The sequence below is a fragment of the Bradyrhizobium iriomotense genome (genome assembly GCF_018129405.1).
Classification (GTDB): Bacteria; Pseudomonadota; Alphaproteobacteria; order Rhizobiales; family Xanthobacteraceae; genus Bradyrhizobium; species Bradyrhizobium iriomotense_B.
Genome location: NZ_JAFCLP010000011.1, coordinates 111232 through 126360 on the forward strand (window position 1 = coordinate 111232; position 15129 = coordinate 126360).

Annotated in this window: 14 protein-coding genes; 2 read left to right on the plus strand and 12 right to left on the minus strand. The window is 65.3% G+C overall.

The window, feature by feature from the left end; translation table 11 throughout:
- Positions 1 to 30: 30 nt before the first annotated feature.
- The 6 genes from JQ592_RS22425 to JQ592_RS22450 all read right to left on the minus strand — a co-directional run bounded on the left by JQ592_RS22425 (position 31) and on the right by JQ592_RS22450 (position 5921).
- Entirely contained in the window at positions 31 to 816 is a 786-nt protein-coding gene (locus tag JQ592_RS22425) for an ABC transporter permease (RefSeq protein ID WP_211404964.1), read from the minus strand.
- Complete coding sequence (locus JQ592_RS22430) at positions 813 to 1625, minus strand: ABC transporter permease (protein WP_211405082.1); 813 nt, start codon at positions 1623 to 1625, stop codon at positions 813 to 815. The genes JQ592_RS22425 and JQ592_RS22430 overlap by 4 nt, the downstream gene beginning before the upstream one ends.
- A gap of 69 nt (positions 1626 to 1694) precedes the next feature.
- Entirely contained in the window at positions 1695 to 2741 is a 1047-nt protein-coding gene (locus JQ592_RS22435; RefSeq protein ID WP_211404965.1) for an ABC transporter substrate-binding protein, read from the minus strand.
- A 22-nt stretch (positions 2742 to 2763) separates the two neighbouring features.
- Complete coding sequence (locus tag JQ592_RS22440) at positions 2764 to 4071, minus strand: NAD(P)/FAD-dependent oxidoreductase (RefSeq protein WP_211404966.1); 1308 nt, start codon at positions 4069 to 4071, stop codon at positions 2764 to 2766.
- A 14-nt stretch (positions 4072 to 4085) separates the two neighbouring features.
- A complete protein-coding gene (locus JQ592_RS22445) occupies positions 4086 to 4802 on the minus strand; it encodes an HAD family hydrolase (RefSeq protein ID WP_130365225.1) in 717 nt (238 codons plus the stop codon).
- Between the two features lie 36 nt (positions 4803 to 4838).
- Entirely contained in the window at positions 4839 to 5921 is a 1083-nt protein-coding gene (locus JQ592_RS22450) for an ABC transporter ATP-binding protein (RefSeq protein WP_211404967.1), read from the minus strand.
- 211 nt (positions 5922 to 6132) lie between these two features.
- On the opposite strand from JQ592_RS22450, the gene JQ592_RS22455 reads away from it, so the two are divergent.
- Positions 6133 to 7071 carry a LysR family transcriptional regulator gene (locus tag JQ592_RS22455; RefSeq protein WP_211404968.1) on the plus strand — a complete coding sequence of 313 codons (939 nt, stop codon included), beginning with the start codon at positions 6133 to 6135 and terminating at the stop codon, positions 7069 to 7071.
- Between the two features lie 171 nt (positions 7072 to 7242).
- Here JQ592_RS22455 and uxuA read toward each other — a convergent pair whose 3' ends face one another.
- The 6 genes from uxuA to JQ592_RS22485 form a co-directional block, all read right to left on the minus strand.
- The gene (gene uxuA, locus JQ592_RS22460) at positions 7243 to 8433 is read right to left on the minus strand and encodes a mannonate dehydratase (RefSeq protein ID WP_211404969.1); all 1191 of its coding nucleotides are present in this window, start codon (positions 8431 to 8433) and stop codon (positions 7243 to 7245) included.
- Positions 8434 to 8446: 13 nt separating this feature from the next.
- Positions 8447 to 9496, minus strand: coding sequence for an L-idonate 5-dehydrogenase (locus JQ592_RS22465; protein ID WP_211404970.1), 1050 nt, complete (start codon positions 9494 to 9496; stop codon positions 8447 to 8449).
- A complete protein-coding gene (locus tag JQ592_RS22470; protein ID WP_211404971.1) occupies positions 9493 to 10899 on the minus strand; it encodes a TRAP transporter large permease in 1407 nt (468 codons plus the stop codon). Before JQ592_RS22470 ends, JQ592_RS22465 begins: the two co-directional genes overlap by 4 nt.
- 4 nt (positions 10900 to 10903) lie before the next feature.
- Positions 10904 to 11482, minus strand: coding sequence for a TRAP transporter small permease (locus JQ592_RS22475; protein WP_211404972.1), 579 nt, complete (start codon positions 11480 to 11482; stop codon positions 10904 to 10906).
- A gap of 151 nt (positions 11483 to 11633) precedes the next feature.
- Positions 11634 to 12593 carry a sialic acid TRAP transporter substrate-binding protein SiaP gene (locus tag JQ592_RS22480; RefSeq protein ID WP_211405083.1) on the minus strand — a complete coding sequence of 320 codons (960 nt, stop codon included), beginning with the start codon at positions 12591 to 12593 and terminating at the stop codon, positions 11634 to 11636.
- A gap of 89 nt (positions 12594 to 12682) precedes the next feature.
- A complete protein-coding gene (locus JQ592_RS22485) occupies positions 12683 to 13495 on the minus strand; it encodes a FadR/GntR family transcriptional regulator (RefSeq protein WP_211404973.1) in 813 nt (270 codons plus the stop codon).
- A gap of 144 nt (positions 13496 to 13639) precedes the next feature.
- Between JQ592_RS22485 and JQ592_RS22490 the strand changes: the two genes are divergently transcribed.
- Entirely contained in the window at positions 13640 to 15124 is a 1485-nt protein-coding gene (locus JQ592_RS22490; protein WP_211404974.1) for a mannitol dehydrogenase family protein, read from the plus strand.
- The last annotated feature ends 5 nt before the right edge of the window (positions 15125 to 15129 follow it).

Genomic DNA, 15129 nt, shown 5'->3' on the forward strand with positions numbered 1-15129 from the left:
TCCTGGCTTTCGCCAGGACGACGACAACCCTCACCCGCCCCGCTTCTGCCGCGTGCTCGCCAGCAGCACCAGCATGAACGACGCTGCCGTCATCAGCGTCGAGATCGCGGCAATGGTCGGGTCGATCTCGTCGCGTAGCGCGGTGAACATGCGCTTGGTCAGCGGCTGGTACTGGCCGCCGGAGATGAACAGCGCGACGATGGTCTCGTCCATCGCCGAGATGAAGGCGAAGATTCCGCCCGCGACCACGCTGGACTTGATCTGCGGCAGCGTGACCGCGAAGAAGCTGCGCAGACGGTTCATGCCGAGGCTGCGCGCCACCATCTCCTGCGCGGGATCGAAGCTCTGCAGGCCTGCGAGCACCGAGATGACGACGTAGGGCAATCCCAGCATCACGTTCGCCAGCACGAGGCCGGGCATGGTCGCGACCAGGCCGACCTTGGCATAGACGAAGAAGATGCCGACGGCAGTGATGATGATCGGCACCACCAGCGGCAGCAGCAGCGCCATATGGATCAGCCGCATGATCCGCAGCTTCGACTGGCTGATGGCATAGGCCGCGGCCACGCCGAACGGGGTCGCGATCACGACGGTGAGGAGTGCGACCGTCAGCGTCACCCGCGTCGCCTGCATCCAGGCCGGATTTGAGAAATATTGCTGGTACCAGCGCAGCGAGAAGGACGGCGGCGGGAAGGTCAGAAAGCGCGCGCTGGAGAACGAGATCGGCGCGATGATCAGCACGGGGAGGATCAGGTAGACCAGCACCAGCGCGCTGATCACGTAGAGGACCATTCGTGCGGGCGAGGCGCGCATCATTTCTGCCCCAGCACACGATCGAGCGAGATGAAGCGGCTGACGACGAAGAAGATCGCGAGCACGCTGAGGAGCAGCACCACGGCGACCGCGCTCGCCGCGCCAAACTGGTTGTAGAGCTCGACATTGCGGCTCACCAGCATCGACACCATCACGGTGCGGCCACCACCGAGCAGCTCCGGCGTGATGTAGAAGCCGAGGCAGAGCACGAACACCATGGTGCAGCCGGCGAGCACGCCCGGCAGCGACAGCGGCAGGAACACGCGCATGAAGGTCAGCGACGGGCTCGCGCCGAGGCTGGCGCCGGCCTGCATCAGATCGTTCGGGATCTTCTGCATGGTGGCATAGAGCGGCAGCACCATGAACGGCAGCAGGATGTGCACGGTTGCGACCACCGTGCCGAACGTATTGTGGACCAGCGCGAGCGGCTCGGAGATGACATCGAGATAACGCAGGAACTGGTTGATCACGCCGGTGCGCTGGAGCAGCGCCAGCCAGGCATAGGCGCGGACCAGAACGCTGGTCCAGAACGGCAGCACGACCAGCGACAGGATCAGGATGCTCCACCCCTTCGGCACCGAATTGGCCAGGTACGCAACGGGATAGCCGAGCAGCAGCGCGATTCCAGTAACCGCGAGGCTGATCTCGAACGTCAGCGCAAAACTGCGCCAGTAGACGTCTTCGGTGAAGACGCGGCGATAATTCTCCAGCGTGAAGCCGTCATGATAGATCGACTGCCAGGCGAGCCAGCCGACCGGCAGCACGATCAGGGCAAAAATCACCAGCAGCGCCGGCGACACCAATGCCAGCATCAGGCCGTGCTCGCGGCGCTGATGCTTTTGGGAGGGATCTGGCAGTGATGTCGTCAACGCTGACCTCGCTTACTTCTGCATGAACGACGCCCAGCGCTTCTCGGCGGCTTCGCCCGCGGGCGAGGACCACCAGGCGTAGGACATCAGCGCCTGCTTGGCGGCATTGGCCGGCTCGCTCGGCAATTGCGCCGCGCGCTCGGGCTTGATCACGTTGGTCTCGAACGCCTTGGGGTTGCCCGGACCATAGTCGATGTGCAGCGGCAGATTGGCCTGGTGCACGGGATCGACGGCCTCGTTGAGGAATTTTATCGCGGTTTCCAGATTCGGCGCGCCCTTGAGGATGCAGAGCGAGGTGCTCTGCAAAATGCCCTGGTTGTAGGTGAAGGACACCTTGGCGCCTTCCTTGGCGACGGCGCTGACGCGGCCGTTCCAGGCCATCTCCATGTCGACCTCGCCGTCATTGAGCAGCTGCGCCGATTGCGCGCCCGAGGTCCACCACACCGTGATGTGCGGCTTGATCTCTTCCAGCTTCTTGAAAGCGCGGTCGACATCGAGCGGATAGAGCTTGTCCGGCGCGACGCCGTCGGCCATCAGCGCGGCCTCGAGCGTGGCGAACGGGTGGTTGCGCAGCGCGCGGCGGCCAGGAAACTTTTTCACGTCCCAGAAATCAGCCCAGCTGTTCGGCGCGTCCTTCGGGAAGGTCTTCTGGCTGTAAGACAGCACGCTGGAATAGAACTCGTAGGACACCGAATAGGGACTGCGATAGGCCCCCGGCATCGCCGCGCCGTTTGGAATCTTCGAAAAGTCGAGCTTCTCGATCAGCCCCTGCTCGCCGCCGCGCAGGCAGTTGCCGGTCGGGGTGTCCACGACATCCCAGATCGGCTTGCCGCTGCCGACTTGTGTCTTGATCGCGGGCCAGGCGTCGGGAATGGAGTCCTGGTTGATGGTGATGCCGAGCTTCTTGGCGGAGGGATCGAGGATCGCCACCGTCTGCGCCTGCTGATAGGCGCCGCCCTGCGAGACGAAGGTGATCTGCTCGGCGGCATCAGCCGCGCTGTTAAATCCGATTGCGCCCAGCAGCGCGCAGCCCAATCCAAATTTCTGCTTCATCGTCATCCTCACCTCCTCCAAATAGATCTCACCGACCGATCGCATCGAGAAACTGGTACCAGCCGGCAACCATGCGCACGGCGGGCTCGCGCAGCGGATAGAACGGAATCGCCTTCATGCGTCGCGCATCGAGCAGGCCGACGTCGGGTGTCTCGCCGCGCACGAAGGCGGCCAGATACCGGCCCATCAGGCTCGACATCGCAACGCCCGCGCCGTTATAGCCGACCGAGAACAGCGTGCGGTCGTCGAGCCGGCCGATGTGCGGCACGGAGTCCAGCGTCATCGCGACGAGGCCCGACCATTTGTATGCGAGCGGGACATCGGCGAGATCGGGGAAGATGCCGACCATCGCCTTGCGCAAGGCATCGAACGCGGCTCGCGAGTCCTGCTTGCCGAAGGCGCCGCGGCCGCCGAAGATGACGCGATTGTCGACCATGCGGAACCAGCGCATCATGCGCTTGGTCTCGGTGTAGGTGCGCCCCGTCGGCATCAGTTTTCCCGCGAGATTGCCGGGGAGCCGCTCGGTTGCGACTATGGCGCTGCGGAACGGGATCAGCGTGCGCTGCAGATGCGCGGTCGCACCGGTCAGGTCGGAATAGCTGTTGGTGGCGATGATCGCCTGCCTGGCGCGCACCGCGCCTCGCGGCGTCTCGGCGACGATGCCGTCCTTCTCGCGCCGGAGCTTGACGACCGGCGATTGCTGGAAGATGGGGACGCCGCGGCGCGAAACGCCGTCGGCGAGGCCGCGCAGATAGTTCAGCGGATGGATGCCGCCCGAGCCGGGATTGAGCACGCCGCCGACAAAGATGTCGGAGCCGGTCTCCTCGCGCACGCCGTTCCTGTCGAGGATGCGGACCGCGGCAGAGCCTATCTCGCGCGTCATCCAGTTGGCCTCGTCGATCGCGGCCCGGAGCGTCGTCTCGTTGTGCGCAGCCTTGACCTGGCCGGTGCGGGTGAGGTTTGCGCTGGTGATGCCGAACTCGGAGACCAGCTCCTCGACCATGTCAGTCGATTCATGCGCGATCTCGTACATGCGCCGCGCCATGGCGCGACCGTGCACGGCGTCGACCTCACGGAACGAGAGGCGGAATTTCGCGGTGATCACGCCACCATTGCGCCCGCTCGCGCCCCAGCCGGGGCGGTTCGCCTCTAACACGACCGGCGCAAGGCCGCTCTTGGCGATGTGGTGCGCGGCGGAGAGGCCGGTGTAGCCGGCGCCGATGATCACCACATCCGCCTGTTGCTCGCCCGACAGCACGGGATAGTCGCGCGCCGGCTCGGCTGTAGCTTCCCACAGCGAATTGGCCGATGGCAGCGCGCTCCAGTCCCGTGTCATGCCACAGCTCTCCGTTACGCCGCCGGTCCGATCGCAGCGTCCGCGAGCGCCTTCAGGGTCGGGAAATGGAAGTCGGGCTTGGTCAGCGTCTCCACCGCCGGCGTGCCGCCGAAGCCGGCGATGCCCTGGCGACGCTCGATCCAGCACACCTTGTAGCCGAGCTTCCGCGCAATCCCGATGTCGTGATACTGGCTCTGCGCGACATGCAGGATGTCGGACTGCTTGTAGCCGAAGGCGGACTGGCGGCCCTTGTTGTAGGCGAAGAATTCCGGGTTCGGTTTTGCAACGCCGGTGTCGTCGGCGCAGACGGTGTCGTCGAAGGGATTGCCGAGCGCGTGCGCGTAGCACGACAGCGCGACACGGTCGGCATTGGTCATCGCGACCAGACGGAACTTCGTGCGCAGGCGCTTGAGCGCCTCGACGGAATCGGAGAATGGCCCCCAGCGCAGCACCGCGAGCTGGAACACGTCGCAGGAGGCATCGTCAGCCGGCAGCCCCAGCTCCTGCGCGAGATAGCGATAAACGTAAAACATCACCTCGCTCGAGCGCTCATAGTGCTTGTCGCGGCCGCGCTTGTAGGATTCGAAGATCTTGTCGTCGCTGAGCTCGGCCGGCGTCTTGCCCGAGATCTTGCGCACCGCGGAGAGCACACCGGTCTCGAAATCGATCAAGGTGCCGACGACGTCGAAGGTGAGGACCTTGAAATTGCTGAACGCGGCTTGGGTCGACATATCAGTTTCTTCTCTCGGGTTGGATGAGGCTTGGGTTCAGTCCCCCACCCTGGGGACGACGATCGTGTCCTCGGGGTGGAGCGTGACGGTGAGGCTGCCGCCGAGCGGCGGGATACGGTGATAGGCCTGGTGGTAGCTCGGCTGGCGCAGGCTGAGCGCGATCCCATCGGCGAGCGCGAGGAAGATGCGCAGGCTCTCGCCCTGGTAGACGATGTCGGTGACGGTCCCGGTCAGCCGGTTGCAGGCGGCATCCTGCGCGCCGTCGTCGATCAGCAGCTTTTCGCTGTGCACGGCCAGCATCAGGGCATCGCCATCGGGAATGGCGCGCGCGCTGCGCAGCAGGGCATTGCCGAGCGCGACGCTGGAGGCATCGACGCGGCGGACGGGCAGCATGGTGGCTTCGCCGATGAAGCTGGCGACGAAGGAATCGGCGGGATGGTCGTGCAGCCGCGCCGGCTCGTCGATCTGGATCAGCCGGCCGTCCTTCATGACGGCGACGCGGTCGCTCATGGTCAGCGCCTCGCGCTGGTCATGGGTGACATAGATGATGGTGGCCTGGATGCGCTTATGCAGCGCGCGCAGCTCGATCTGCATGGATTCGCGGAGCTGCTTGTCGAGCGCGGAGAGCGGCTCGTCCATCAGGATCAGGCGCGGCTCGAAGATCATGGCGCGTGCGAGGGCCACGCGCTGGCGCTGGCCGCCGGAGAGCTGCGCGATGCCGCGCTCCTCATAGCCGGCGAGGCCGACCATGGCGAGCGCAGCGCGCACCTTGTCGGGCCAGCTCGCTTTCGGCAGGCGCCGCGCGCGCAGGGGAAAGGCGACGTTCTCGCCGACGCTCATATGCGGAAACAGCGCGTAGTTCTGGAACACCACGCCGATGTCGCGCTTGTGCGGCGGCGTCCAGGTGACGTCGCGGCCACCGAAGAGAATGGTGCCTGAGGTCGGAAGGATGAAGCCCCCGAGAATGCCGAGCAGCGTGGTCTTGCCGGAACCGGAAGGGCCGAGCAGCGAGACGAATTCACCGGCGCCGACATTGAGCGAAACATCGTCGAGGGCGCGAACGGCGCCATACGCCTTGCTGGCGGACCTGATCTCGACGCTTTCCGCTCGCTTGTCCAACGATCGACCTCGCCATGTCCCTTGGCTGGCGTGCTTCACTGCGCGCCATAAGCCTGCTTTATAGACAGGGATTTGGAGCACTCACGGCCGAAGCGTGCGCTGCACCAAATCTTCTCCCGAAGCCCCTGTGTTTAGGCTGTCATGCTAATGACACCAGACTTGCCAAAACTCGGCAATTGCCAAATTCTCACCGCGCTCATAACATGACGTTATGCCAGAGCTCCGCCGCATGCTGCCGTCCAGCAACGCCCTGTTCGTCTTCGACGCAGCGGCGCGCAATGGCAGCTTCACCGCGGCGGCCGCCGAATTGAACGTGACGCAGCCGGCGGTGAGCCGGATGCTCGGCCAGTTCGAGGAGCATCTCGGCGTTCGCCTGTTCGATCGCAAGGCGGGCCGCGCGGTGCTCACCGAGGAAGGCGAGCTGCTGTATCGCCGCGTGCTCGAAGGCTTCCGCAGCATCGAGAGCGGGCTCGTCGAGATCGAGCGGCGGCGCAAGGGCACAGAGACGGTGACGCTGTCGGTCTCCTCCGCCTTCACCACGCATTGGCTTATGCCGCGCATCGACAAGCTGCAGAAGCAGTTTCCGCAAGTCGATCTGCGCTTCCAGCTCATCTCCGGCGCGCTGCGCGGGCCGGTGGAGAATGTCGATCTCGGCATGCGCTTCCGCGATCGCGAGGAACCATCTTCCGGCGGCACGCTGATCATGAAGGAAGTGATGCTGCCGATGTGCAGCCCCGGCTATCTCGGCGAAACCGATCCGACTGAAGGCAACACCATCATCCGCCTCGCCGAGACGCCGGGCGACTGGGCCGCGGATTACGCATCGCTTCTCACCGGGCGCCGCGGTGCGGCCAAGGCGCTCAGCTTCACCGACTATGCCGTCGTGGTGCAGGCCGCGCTGCTCGGCCAGGGCATCGCGCTCGGCTGGCTGACGGTCGCCTCGCACTGGCTGCTCACCGGCGCGCTGGTGCCGGCCTCCGACACGCTCACCACCACGCGCCGCATCTGCGAATTCCTGCCGCCGCGCAACCGGCCGATGCGCCCGATCGCCGCCGAGATCCGCGACTGGATCATCGCGCAGATGAAAAGCGAGATCGCCGCGATCGACCGGCTCTATCCGAAGCTCGGCGCGATGGACGCGTGTTACTAGTGCCCCCTCGCCCCGCTTGCGGGGAGAGGGTCGGGGTGAAGGGGAGTCTCCGCAAGGACGGTGAGAGTTGGATTCGCGGAGAGTCCCCCTCACCCGGAATTCAAGCTGCGCTCGAATTCCGGCCTCTCCCCGCAAGCGGGGAGAGGCGAAAAGTCTGCCGCATCACGCGTCTCACCGATGCTCGATCGCCCTGATCGCGCCACGCAGCTCCGCGAGGCCGCGCAGGCGGCCGATCGCGGTGTAGCCGGGATTGGTGCGCTTGGTGGCGGCGAGATCGTCGAGCATGCGGTGGCCGTGGTCGGGGCGGAACACGATTTGCTTGTCCGGCGAACGCCGCGCGTTCTCCTTCAGCAATGCCTTGAGCACCGCGACCATGTCGACGTCGCCGTCGAGATGATCGGACTCGTAGAACGACAGACCGTCGGCCTCGCGCTTGGTCGCACGCAGATGCGCAAACGCAATGCGCGGACCGAAGCGTTCAGCCATTTCAGGCAGATTGTTTTCGGCGCGCACGCCGAGCGAGCCCGTGCAGAGGCAGATGCCGTTCGCCTTCGACGGCACGGCATCGAACAGCGCCTGATAGTCGTCGGCGCTGGATGCGATGCGCGGCAGGCCGAACAGCGGCCGCGGCGGATCGTCCGGATGCAGGGTCAGGGAGACGCCGAGCTGCTCGGCGACCGGCGCAACACGCGCGAGGAACTCGGCGAGATGCTGCCTCAGGATCTCAGGCGTGATGTCGCGATAGGTTTCGAGCCGGTCGCGGAATTGCGGGATCGTCATCGGCTCGGTGGTCGAGCCCGGCAGCGCGCTGGCAATGACCATGACGAGGTAGTCGATGTCCGCCTGGCTCATCTGGTCGAACAGCTTCTTGGCGCGCGCCTGCTGCTCCGGCGAATACTCCTGCACCGCCGCCGGGCGCTGCAGGATATGCAGCTCGAACGCCGCAAAGCGGTCCTGGTCGAAGCGCATGGCGCGGGCGCCGTTCGGCAACTCCCATTCCAGGTCCGTACGGCACCAGTCGACCACAGGCATGAAGTTGTAGCAGATGATCTTGATGCCAGAGGCGGCCACCGCCTCCAGGCTCGCGATCCACGCTTCGATCGACTTCGTCGCCTTGCCCCCGAGCCGCTTGACGTCGTCGGGGATCGGAATCGATTCCACCACCGACCAGGTCAGCTGCGAGCGGCCGGGCTGACCGTTCTCGATGAAATTCTTGCGCTCCTCGACCGCCTTGCGCGTCCAGGCCTCGCCGATCGGCACCTGATGCAGCGCCGAGACGATATCGCTCGCCCCGGCCTGCCTGACGTCATCGAGCGAGACCGGATCATCGGGCCCGTACCAGCGCCAACCTTCGAGCATCATGCGCGTTCTCCCATCAGTTCGCGGTGAGCACGACCTTGACGCTCTGCGAGCGGTCGAGCGCCAGCCGCAGCGCATCGGGTGCGGTCGAGAGCGGCCGCTCCGCGGTGACCAGCGACAGCACGTCGACGCTGCCGGCAGCGATCAGTTCCACCGCGGTCATGAACTCGAAGCCGAAGCGGAACGAGCCGCGCAGGTCGATCTCCTTCGCCATCACGGCGTTCGACGGCGTCGGGATCTGGCCGCCCGGCAGATTGCCGATTTGCACCACGACGCCGCCGCGTCTGACGATGCCGATCGCGCTGGCAAGGCCCGCGGCCGTGCCCGAGACCTCGAACGCGACGTCATAGGGACGCGAAGCGGCCTGCGCCTTCAGACCTTCCTCGCCGGCGGAGACATTCTCGACATGCGAGGCGCCGAGCTTGGTCGCAAAGGCGAGCGGCGCCGGCGCGATGTCGGCCACCGTGACGTCGGCCATGCCGGCGCGGTGCGCGGCGAGCATCGTCAACAGTCCGATCGGACCCGCACCGAAGATGATGCCGCGCTTGCCCTCGATATTGCCGGCGCGCGCGACCGCGTGCAGGCAGACCGAAAGCGGCTCGGCGAGCGCTGCGGCCTGGTAGGAGACGTGGTCCGGAATCTTCACGCACTGCGCCGGGATCGCGTCGAAGTAATTGGCAAAGCCGCCCTGCATGTGCGGCGTTTTCGAGGCCGAGCCCATGAAATAGATGTTCTCGCACAGGTTTGGCCGGCCCTCGCGGCAGGCGACGCAATGGCCGCACCAGCGTGACGGGTTGACGGCGACGCGATCGCCGACCTTCAGATTGGCGGCGGCGCCGGAGATTTCCACCACCTCGCCCGAGATCTCATGACCGAGCACCAGCGGCGACTTCACCACGAAGTCGCCGGTGCGGGCATGGCGGAAGTAGTGCATGTCGGAGCCGCAGATGCCGCCGGCGCCGAAGCGGATGCGCACCATGCCCTGGCTAAGCTTCTCGAGCGGATGCTCGATCATGCGCAGATCTTCGGGGCCGAACAGGGTTGCGGCGAGAGCAGTCGAGGTCATTTGGAGAGTCCCATGTATTTAGGCAGCCAGAGGGTCAGGTCGGGAATGTAGGTGATCGCGATCAGCGCGAGCATCAAAGGCACCAGCCAGGGCAGGATCGCCACCGTCGTGCGCTCGACCGAGAGTTTTGCGACGCGGGCGAGCACGAACAGCACCATGCCGAGCGGCGGATGCAACAGGCCGATCATCAGGTTCAGCGTCATGATCAGCCCAAAGTGGATCGGGTCGATGCCGAGCTTGAGCACGATCGGCAGCAGGATCGGCACCAGGATGGTGATCGCCGCCGTGGTGTCGATGAAGCAGCCGACGAACAGGATCAGCACGTTGGCGAGCGCCAGGAACACCCATTTGTTGTGGGTGATGCTGAGCATCCAGTCCGAGAGCATCTGGGCGGCCTGCGAAACCGTCAACAGCCAAGCGAAGATCGAGGCTGCGGTCACGATGAACAGCACCGAGGCCGTGGTCTCGATGGTGTCAAAAGTCGCCTTGGCAACGGTCTGGAACGTCATGGTGCGGTAGCGCACGAGACCGAGGAACAGCGACCAGATCACGGCAGCGACGGCGGCTTCGGTCGGTGTGAACCAGCCCAGCGTCATGCCGCCGATCAGGATCACCGGCGCCATCAACGCCATCACCGCAGAGAAGTCGAAGTACCAGTCGATCGCCAGCAACGCACCGAGGCCGATGACGACAGCCATGTTGACCGAGAGGCCGGCGAGCACCATCAGCCAGATCGCCATCGGGAACGACAGCACGATGACGATCTCGAGGCCGGCCGAACCGAGTTGCGGCCAGGAGAACGGCGTATCGCTGCCCCATTTGTTCTTGTGCGCGAAGTAGGTGACGGTCACCATCATGAACAGCGTCAGGACGACGCCGGGAATGACGCCGCCAAGGAACAGCGCACCGATCGAGACGTTCGCCATCATGCCGTAGATCACGAAGGGCAGCGACGGCGGGATGATGGGCCCGAGCGTCGCCGAGGCCGCGGTGACGCCGACCGAGAACTCGGTGGAGTAGCCGTGATCCTTCATCGCCTTGATCTCGATGGTGCCGAGACCGGCGGCGTCTGCGATGGCGGTGCCCGACATGCCGGAGAAGATCACCGAGCCGATGATGTTGACGTGACCGAGGCCGCCGCGCATCCAGCCGACCAGCGCGACGGCGAATTTGTAGATGCGGCCGGTGACGCCGGCGATGTTCATGAGATTGCCGGCCAGGATGAAGAACGGCACGGCGAGCAGCGGAAAGCTCTCGACGCCGGCGATCATGCGCTGCGCCAGCGTGACATCGGGGGTCACGCCGCTGACCAGAATGTAGAGCAGCGACGACGCGGCCATGGAGATCGCCACGGGAACGCCGAGCAGCATCAGGATGAGAAAGCCTCCAAGCAACAGCAGCATGGGATTACCCTTCAAAACCGTCGTAGGCGCCGGGACGCTCGAGGATCGAATAACCCTGGCGCAGATGTTGCAGCGCGACCTGCACCGAGCGCACGAACATCAGCACGAAGCCGGCCAGCACGGCGTAATAGACGTAGTCCTTGGGAAGATTGATTGTGGTCATCTGCTCGTCGCCGATGATCTGGATGTAGACCCAGACCAGCTTGATCGCGTAGCCGAAGAAGGCGATCCGGATCAGGTCGATCACCGTGGACAGTGCGCGCGCCACGACGTGCGGCAGATAGCGGTAGATCAGGTCGACCTGGATGTGCCGCGACAGCCGCACGCACATCGAGGCGCCGATGAAGACCACGCCGATCAGGCAATAGGTCGCGATCTCCTCGGTCCAGGCATAGCTGTCGTTGAGGACATAGCGGGTGAAGAACTGGAGGAAGACGGCAAGCGCCATCACCCAGAAGATCGCCAGCGCCACCCAGTCCTCGAAAGCGTAGACGCCGAGATCGACCTTGGGCGTCGCCTCCTCCTCGAAGGTGTGGGCGATCTCGTCCGCGGTGATCTGCCGGTGTATTTCGGCGGTCGACATGGGGGTTTCTCCCTCAAACTTGCAGCACGTGATTGACTCACGTCGTTCCGGGGCGACGCGTCAGCGCCGAACCCGGAACCTCGAGATTCTCAGGTGCGCAATTGCGCACCGTAGTTCTCGCTTCGCGAGCCCCGGAATGACGACTACGTCGTCATTTCACCGCCTGAATCCGCTCCCAGTCAGCCTTGCGGTAACCAAAGGTCTCGAACGCAACGTTCTTCAGCACGATGTCGCGGAACTCGTTCTTGTCGACCTCGGTCACGGTCAGACCCTTGTCCTTGAAGAAGGCGACCAGCTTGGCTTCGTTCTGCTTGATCTCCGCGGTCGCCTTGGCAGCGGCCTCCTGCGCGACATCGGTGAAGATCTTCTTGTCCTCGTCGGAGAGCTTCTTCCAGAGCGCGCCCGCCACCACCGTGTTGAGATGGTCGACGATGTGGCCGGTCAGCACGATGTGCTTCTGCACCTCGTAGAACTTCTTGGCCTCGATCGTGGTCAGCGGATTCTCCTGCGCCTCGACGGTGCCGTTCTGCAGCGCGAGATAGACTTCGGCGAAGGCGATCGGCGCGGTGTTGGCGCCGCAGGCGCGCGGCATGGCGAGGTAGGCCGGCACGTCGGGCACGCGCATCTTCAGGCCCTTCATGTCGGCGCAGCTCTTGATCGGCTTGTTCGACGAGGTCTGGCGCACGCCGTAATAGGTCACCGCGACGATGTGGTGGCCGCTCTTGTCCTCATAGCCCTTGGCGAGCTCCTTGAAGATGTCGCTCTTGGTGTAGGCGAGCAGGTGGTCGGCGTCGCGGAAGGTGTAGGGATAATAGGTCACGCCGATCGGCGCGAAGCTCTTGGCCGCGAAGCTCGAGCCGGAGATGATGATGTCGACGGAGCCGAGCGAGAGGCCCTGGTTGATGTCGGCCTCCTTGCCGAGCTGCGAGGCCGGATAGACGTCGACGGTGTAGCGCCCGTTGGTGCGCTTGCCGATCTCCTGCGCGGCCCAGACCGAGGCGGTGTGGAACGGCTCCGAGGTCTCGTAAACATGGGCCCATTTGAGCTTGGTCTGCGCCATGCCGGCATGGGTCGTGGCAAACATCGCCGCGGCGGAGACCGCGAGCATCATCGTCATCTTCTTCAACACTGACTTTTCCTCCATCGTTCAAGTCTGCTTCTTGTTCGCCCGCTCCTTAAGCGGATGTGGGCCGCCCAATCTCATCGCCGCCGCGTGCCGCTGCTCGCAGCCTGCTTCTTCTTTGCCGGCTTCGGCTTCGATGGCTTTGCCGGCGCTCGCACCGTGCGGCTGCGCTCCGAAACCGGTCCTGCCGCGCTCTCGGCGCCAAAGTTCTGTGCAAAGCGTTCCTGGGAGCGCACCAGATGATCGCGCATCGCCTTGCTCGCAGTATCCGGATCATGTGCCGCGATCGCGTCGCGCACGGCGCGATGCTCGTCGAGCGCGGTGCGCCACGTGCCGGGGCTCTCGAAATAATGCGCAAGCTTCGCGAAATAGGGATTGAGACGCTGGTCGAACAGCTCGCCGACCACGCGCACCAGAACGGCATTGCCGAGGCTTCCGGCGATCGCGACATGGAACGCGCGGTCGTGCACCATCGAGGCTTCGCCGGGATGCTCGACATTCTCCATCGCGACAAGCGAGGCGTCGATGCGGGCGAGATCGTCCTTCGTCGCGACCCGTGCGGCCTGCTCGGCGATGGCGCTTTCCAGGAATTCGCGGGCGCGGAGCAGCTCGAACGGCCCCTCGATGACGGAAGCGGCTGCGGGCGCGGCAATGGCGGCAGGCTCGATCACGTAGATGCCGGACCCGACGCGGATACGGACGCGGCCTTCGACCTCGAGCGCGATCAGGGCTTCGCGCACCGTCGGCCGCGACACCTTGAGCTGCTCGGCGAGCTCGCGCTCGGTCGGCAAGCGGCTGCCGACCGCGTACTCGCCGCTGTCGATCAGGCTTCGCAATTGATCGGCGACCTGGCGATAGAGCCGTCTCGCCTCCACAGCTTCCAGCGGCACGCTGGTCCTCCCGAAAGGGTCGCGCGGGGCTGTCCAGACCCGCGGCCCGCCAATTTTTGGAAAATTGGTCTTACCAATTGACCGAAGCATTGACCGAGGTCGGGCGCCATGTCAAGCAGCGGCAAAGCAAGGGGGAGACGTCTTATGCGCCTTAATTCGACGCGCCTTGGCCGCACCAATCTCGACCGGCTGCCGCCTGGCATCCGCCGTCCGGCCTATGACCGTTCGCGCGTCACGCCCGGCATCGTGCATCTCGGCCTCGGGGCCTTTCATCGCGCGCATCAGGCCGTCGTCGTCGACGATTGCCTTGCCAGCGGCAGCATGTCCTGGGGCATCGTCGGCGCGAGCCTGCGCAGCCCGGATACGCGCGACGCCCTCGCCCCGCAGGACCATCTCTATACCGTTGCGGTACGTGCAGCCGAAGGCACCGAGCATCGTGTGATCGGCGCCCTGCTCGACAGCGTCGTCGCGCGCGAGAAGCCGGCAGCGCTGGTCGAGCGGATGGCCGACCCCGCCATCCGCATCGTCTCGCTCACGGTCACCGAGAAGGGCTATTGCCACACGCCGCAGACCGGCGATCTCGACGAGCGGCATCCTGATGTCGTTCACGACCTCAACAATTTTGACGCGCCGCGCTCGGCGCCCGGCTTCATCGTCGCTGCGCTGGCGCGCCGGCGCGCGCAGGGACTAGCGCCCTTCACCGTGCTGTGCTGCGACAACCTCGCGGCCAACGGTCACACCGTGCAGCGGATCGTGACGCAGTTCGCCGCGCTCCGCTCCAAGGATCTCGGCAAGTGGATCGCGGATGCGGCTGCCTTTCCCTGCACCATGGTCGACCGCATCGTGCCGGAGACGACGGATGCCGACCGCGATGCGGTCTCGAACGCGCTTGGCTTTCGCGACGCCTGGCCGGTCATGACCGAGCCGTTCACGCAATGGGTGGTGGAGGACCGTTTCACCGCGGGCCGGCCCGATCTTGCCGCCGCCGGCGTCGAGCTCGTCGCCGACGTCAAGCCATTCGAGCTGATGAAGCTGCGGCTGCTCAACGCCAGCCATTCCGCGCTCGCCTATCTCGGCTATCTCGCCGGTTACGAGACCATCGCCGACACCATGACTGATCCGCACTTTGCGCGTCTCGCTGCGCGCGTGATGGAGGAGGCCGCGGTGACACTGACGATGCCTGCAGGCACCGACCTTGCCGCCTATCGCGCCTCGCTGCTCAAGCGCTTTTCCAATCCGGCGCTGCATCACCGCACCTGGCAGATCGCGATGGACGGCTCGCAAAAGCTGCCGCAGCGCCTGCTCGGCGCAATGCAGGATCGCCTCACGAGGAACCTGCCGATCGCGACGCACGCGCTCGCGGTTGCCGGCTGGATGCGCTACGTCACCGCGCTGGACGAGCACGGCCGCGCCATCGACGTGCGCGACCCCCTTGCCGCCGAGTTTGCAGGCCTGGCGCGCGAGGCTGGTCCCGTCGCCGAACGGCTAGCCCCCGCATTGCTCGGGGTCGGGAAAGTGTTCGGACCGCTGGGCGCCGAGCCGCGCCTGCGCGAGGCCGTCACCGCGGCGCTCGGCCGTCTCTATCAGGACGGTGCACGGCGGGCGGTGGAGACGCTCGTTTCGGCCTGATCACA

What these genes read in the sequence shown, in the direction of transcription:
- JQ592_RS22425 (WP_211404964.1), bottom strand. Translation starts at nt 816, where the DNA reads ATGATGCGCGCCTCGCCCGCACGAATGGTCCTCTACGTGATCAGCGCG.
- JQ592_RS22430 (WP_211405082.1), bottom strand. Translation starts at nt 1,625, where the DNA reads ATGCTGGCATTGGTGTCGCCGGCGCTGCTGGTGATTTTTGCCCTGATC.
- JQ592_RS22435 (WP_211404965.1), bottom strand. Translation starts at nt 2,741, where the DNA reads ATGACGATGAAGCAGAAATTTGGATTGGGCTGCGCGCTGCTGGGCGCA.
- JQ592_RS22440 (WP_211404966.1), bottom strand. Translation starts at nt 4,071, where the DNA reads ATGACACGGGACTGGAGCGCGCTGCCATCGGCCAATTCGCTGTGGGAA.
- JQ592_RS22445 (WP_130365225.1), bottom strand. Translation starts at nt 4,802, where the DNA reads ATGTCGACCCAAGCCGCGTTCAGCAATTTCAAGGTCCTCACCTTCGAC.
- JQ592_RS22455 (WP_211404968.1), top strand. Translation starts at nt 6,133, where the DNA reads ATGCCAGAGCTCCGCCGCATGCTGCCGTCCAGCAACGCCCTGTTCGTC.
- uxuA (WP_211404969.1), bottom strand. Translation starts at nt 8,433, where the DNA reads ATGATGCTCGAAGGTTGGCGCTGGTACGGGCCCGATGATCCGGTCTCG.
- JQ592_RS22465 (WP_211404970.1), bottom strand. Translation starts at nt 9,496, where the DNA reads ATGACCTCGACTGCTCTCGCCGCAACCCTGTTCGGCCCCGAAGATCTG.
- JQ592_RS22470 (WP_211404971.1), bottom strand. Translation starts at nt 10,899, where the DNA reads ATGCTGCTGTTGCTTGGAGGCTTTCTCATCCTGATGCTGCTCGGCGTT.
- JQ592_RS22475 (WP_211404972.1), bottom strand. Translation starts at nt 11,482, where the DNA reads ATGTCGACCGCCGAAATACACCGGCAGATCACCGCGGACGAGATCGCC.
- JQ592_RS22480 (WP_211405083.1), bottom strand. Translation starts at nt 12,593, where the DNA reads ATGATGCTCGCGGTCTCCGCCGCGGCGATGTTTGCCACGACCCATGCC.
- JQ592_RS22490 (WP_211404974.1), top strand. Translation starts at nt 13,640, where the DNA reads ATGCGCCTTAATTCGACGCGCCTTGGCCGCACCAATCTCGACCGGCTG.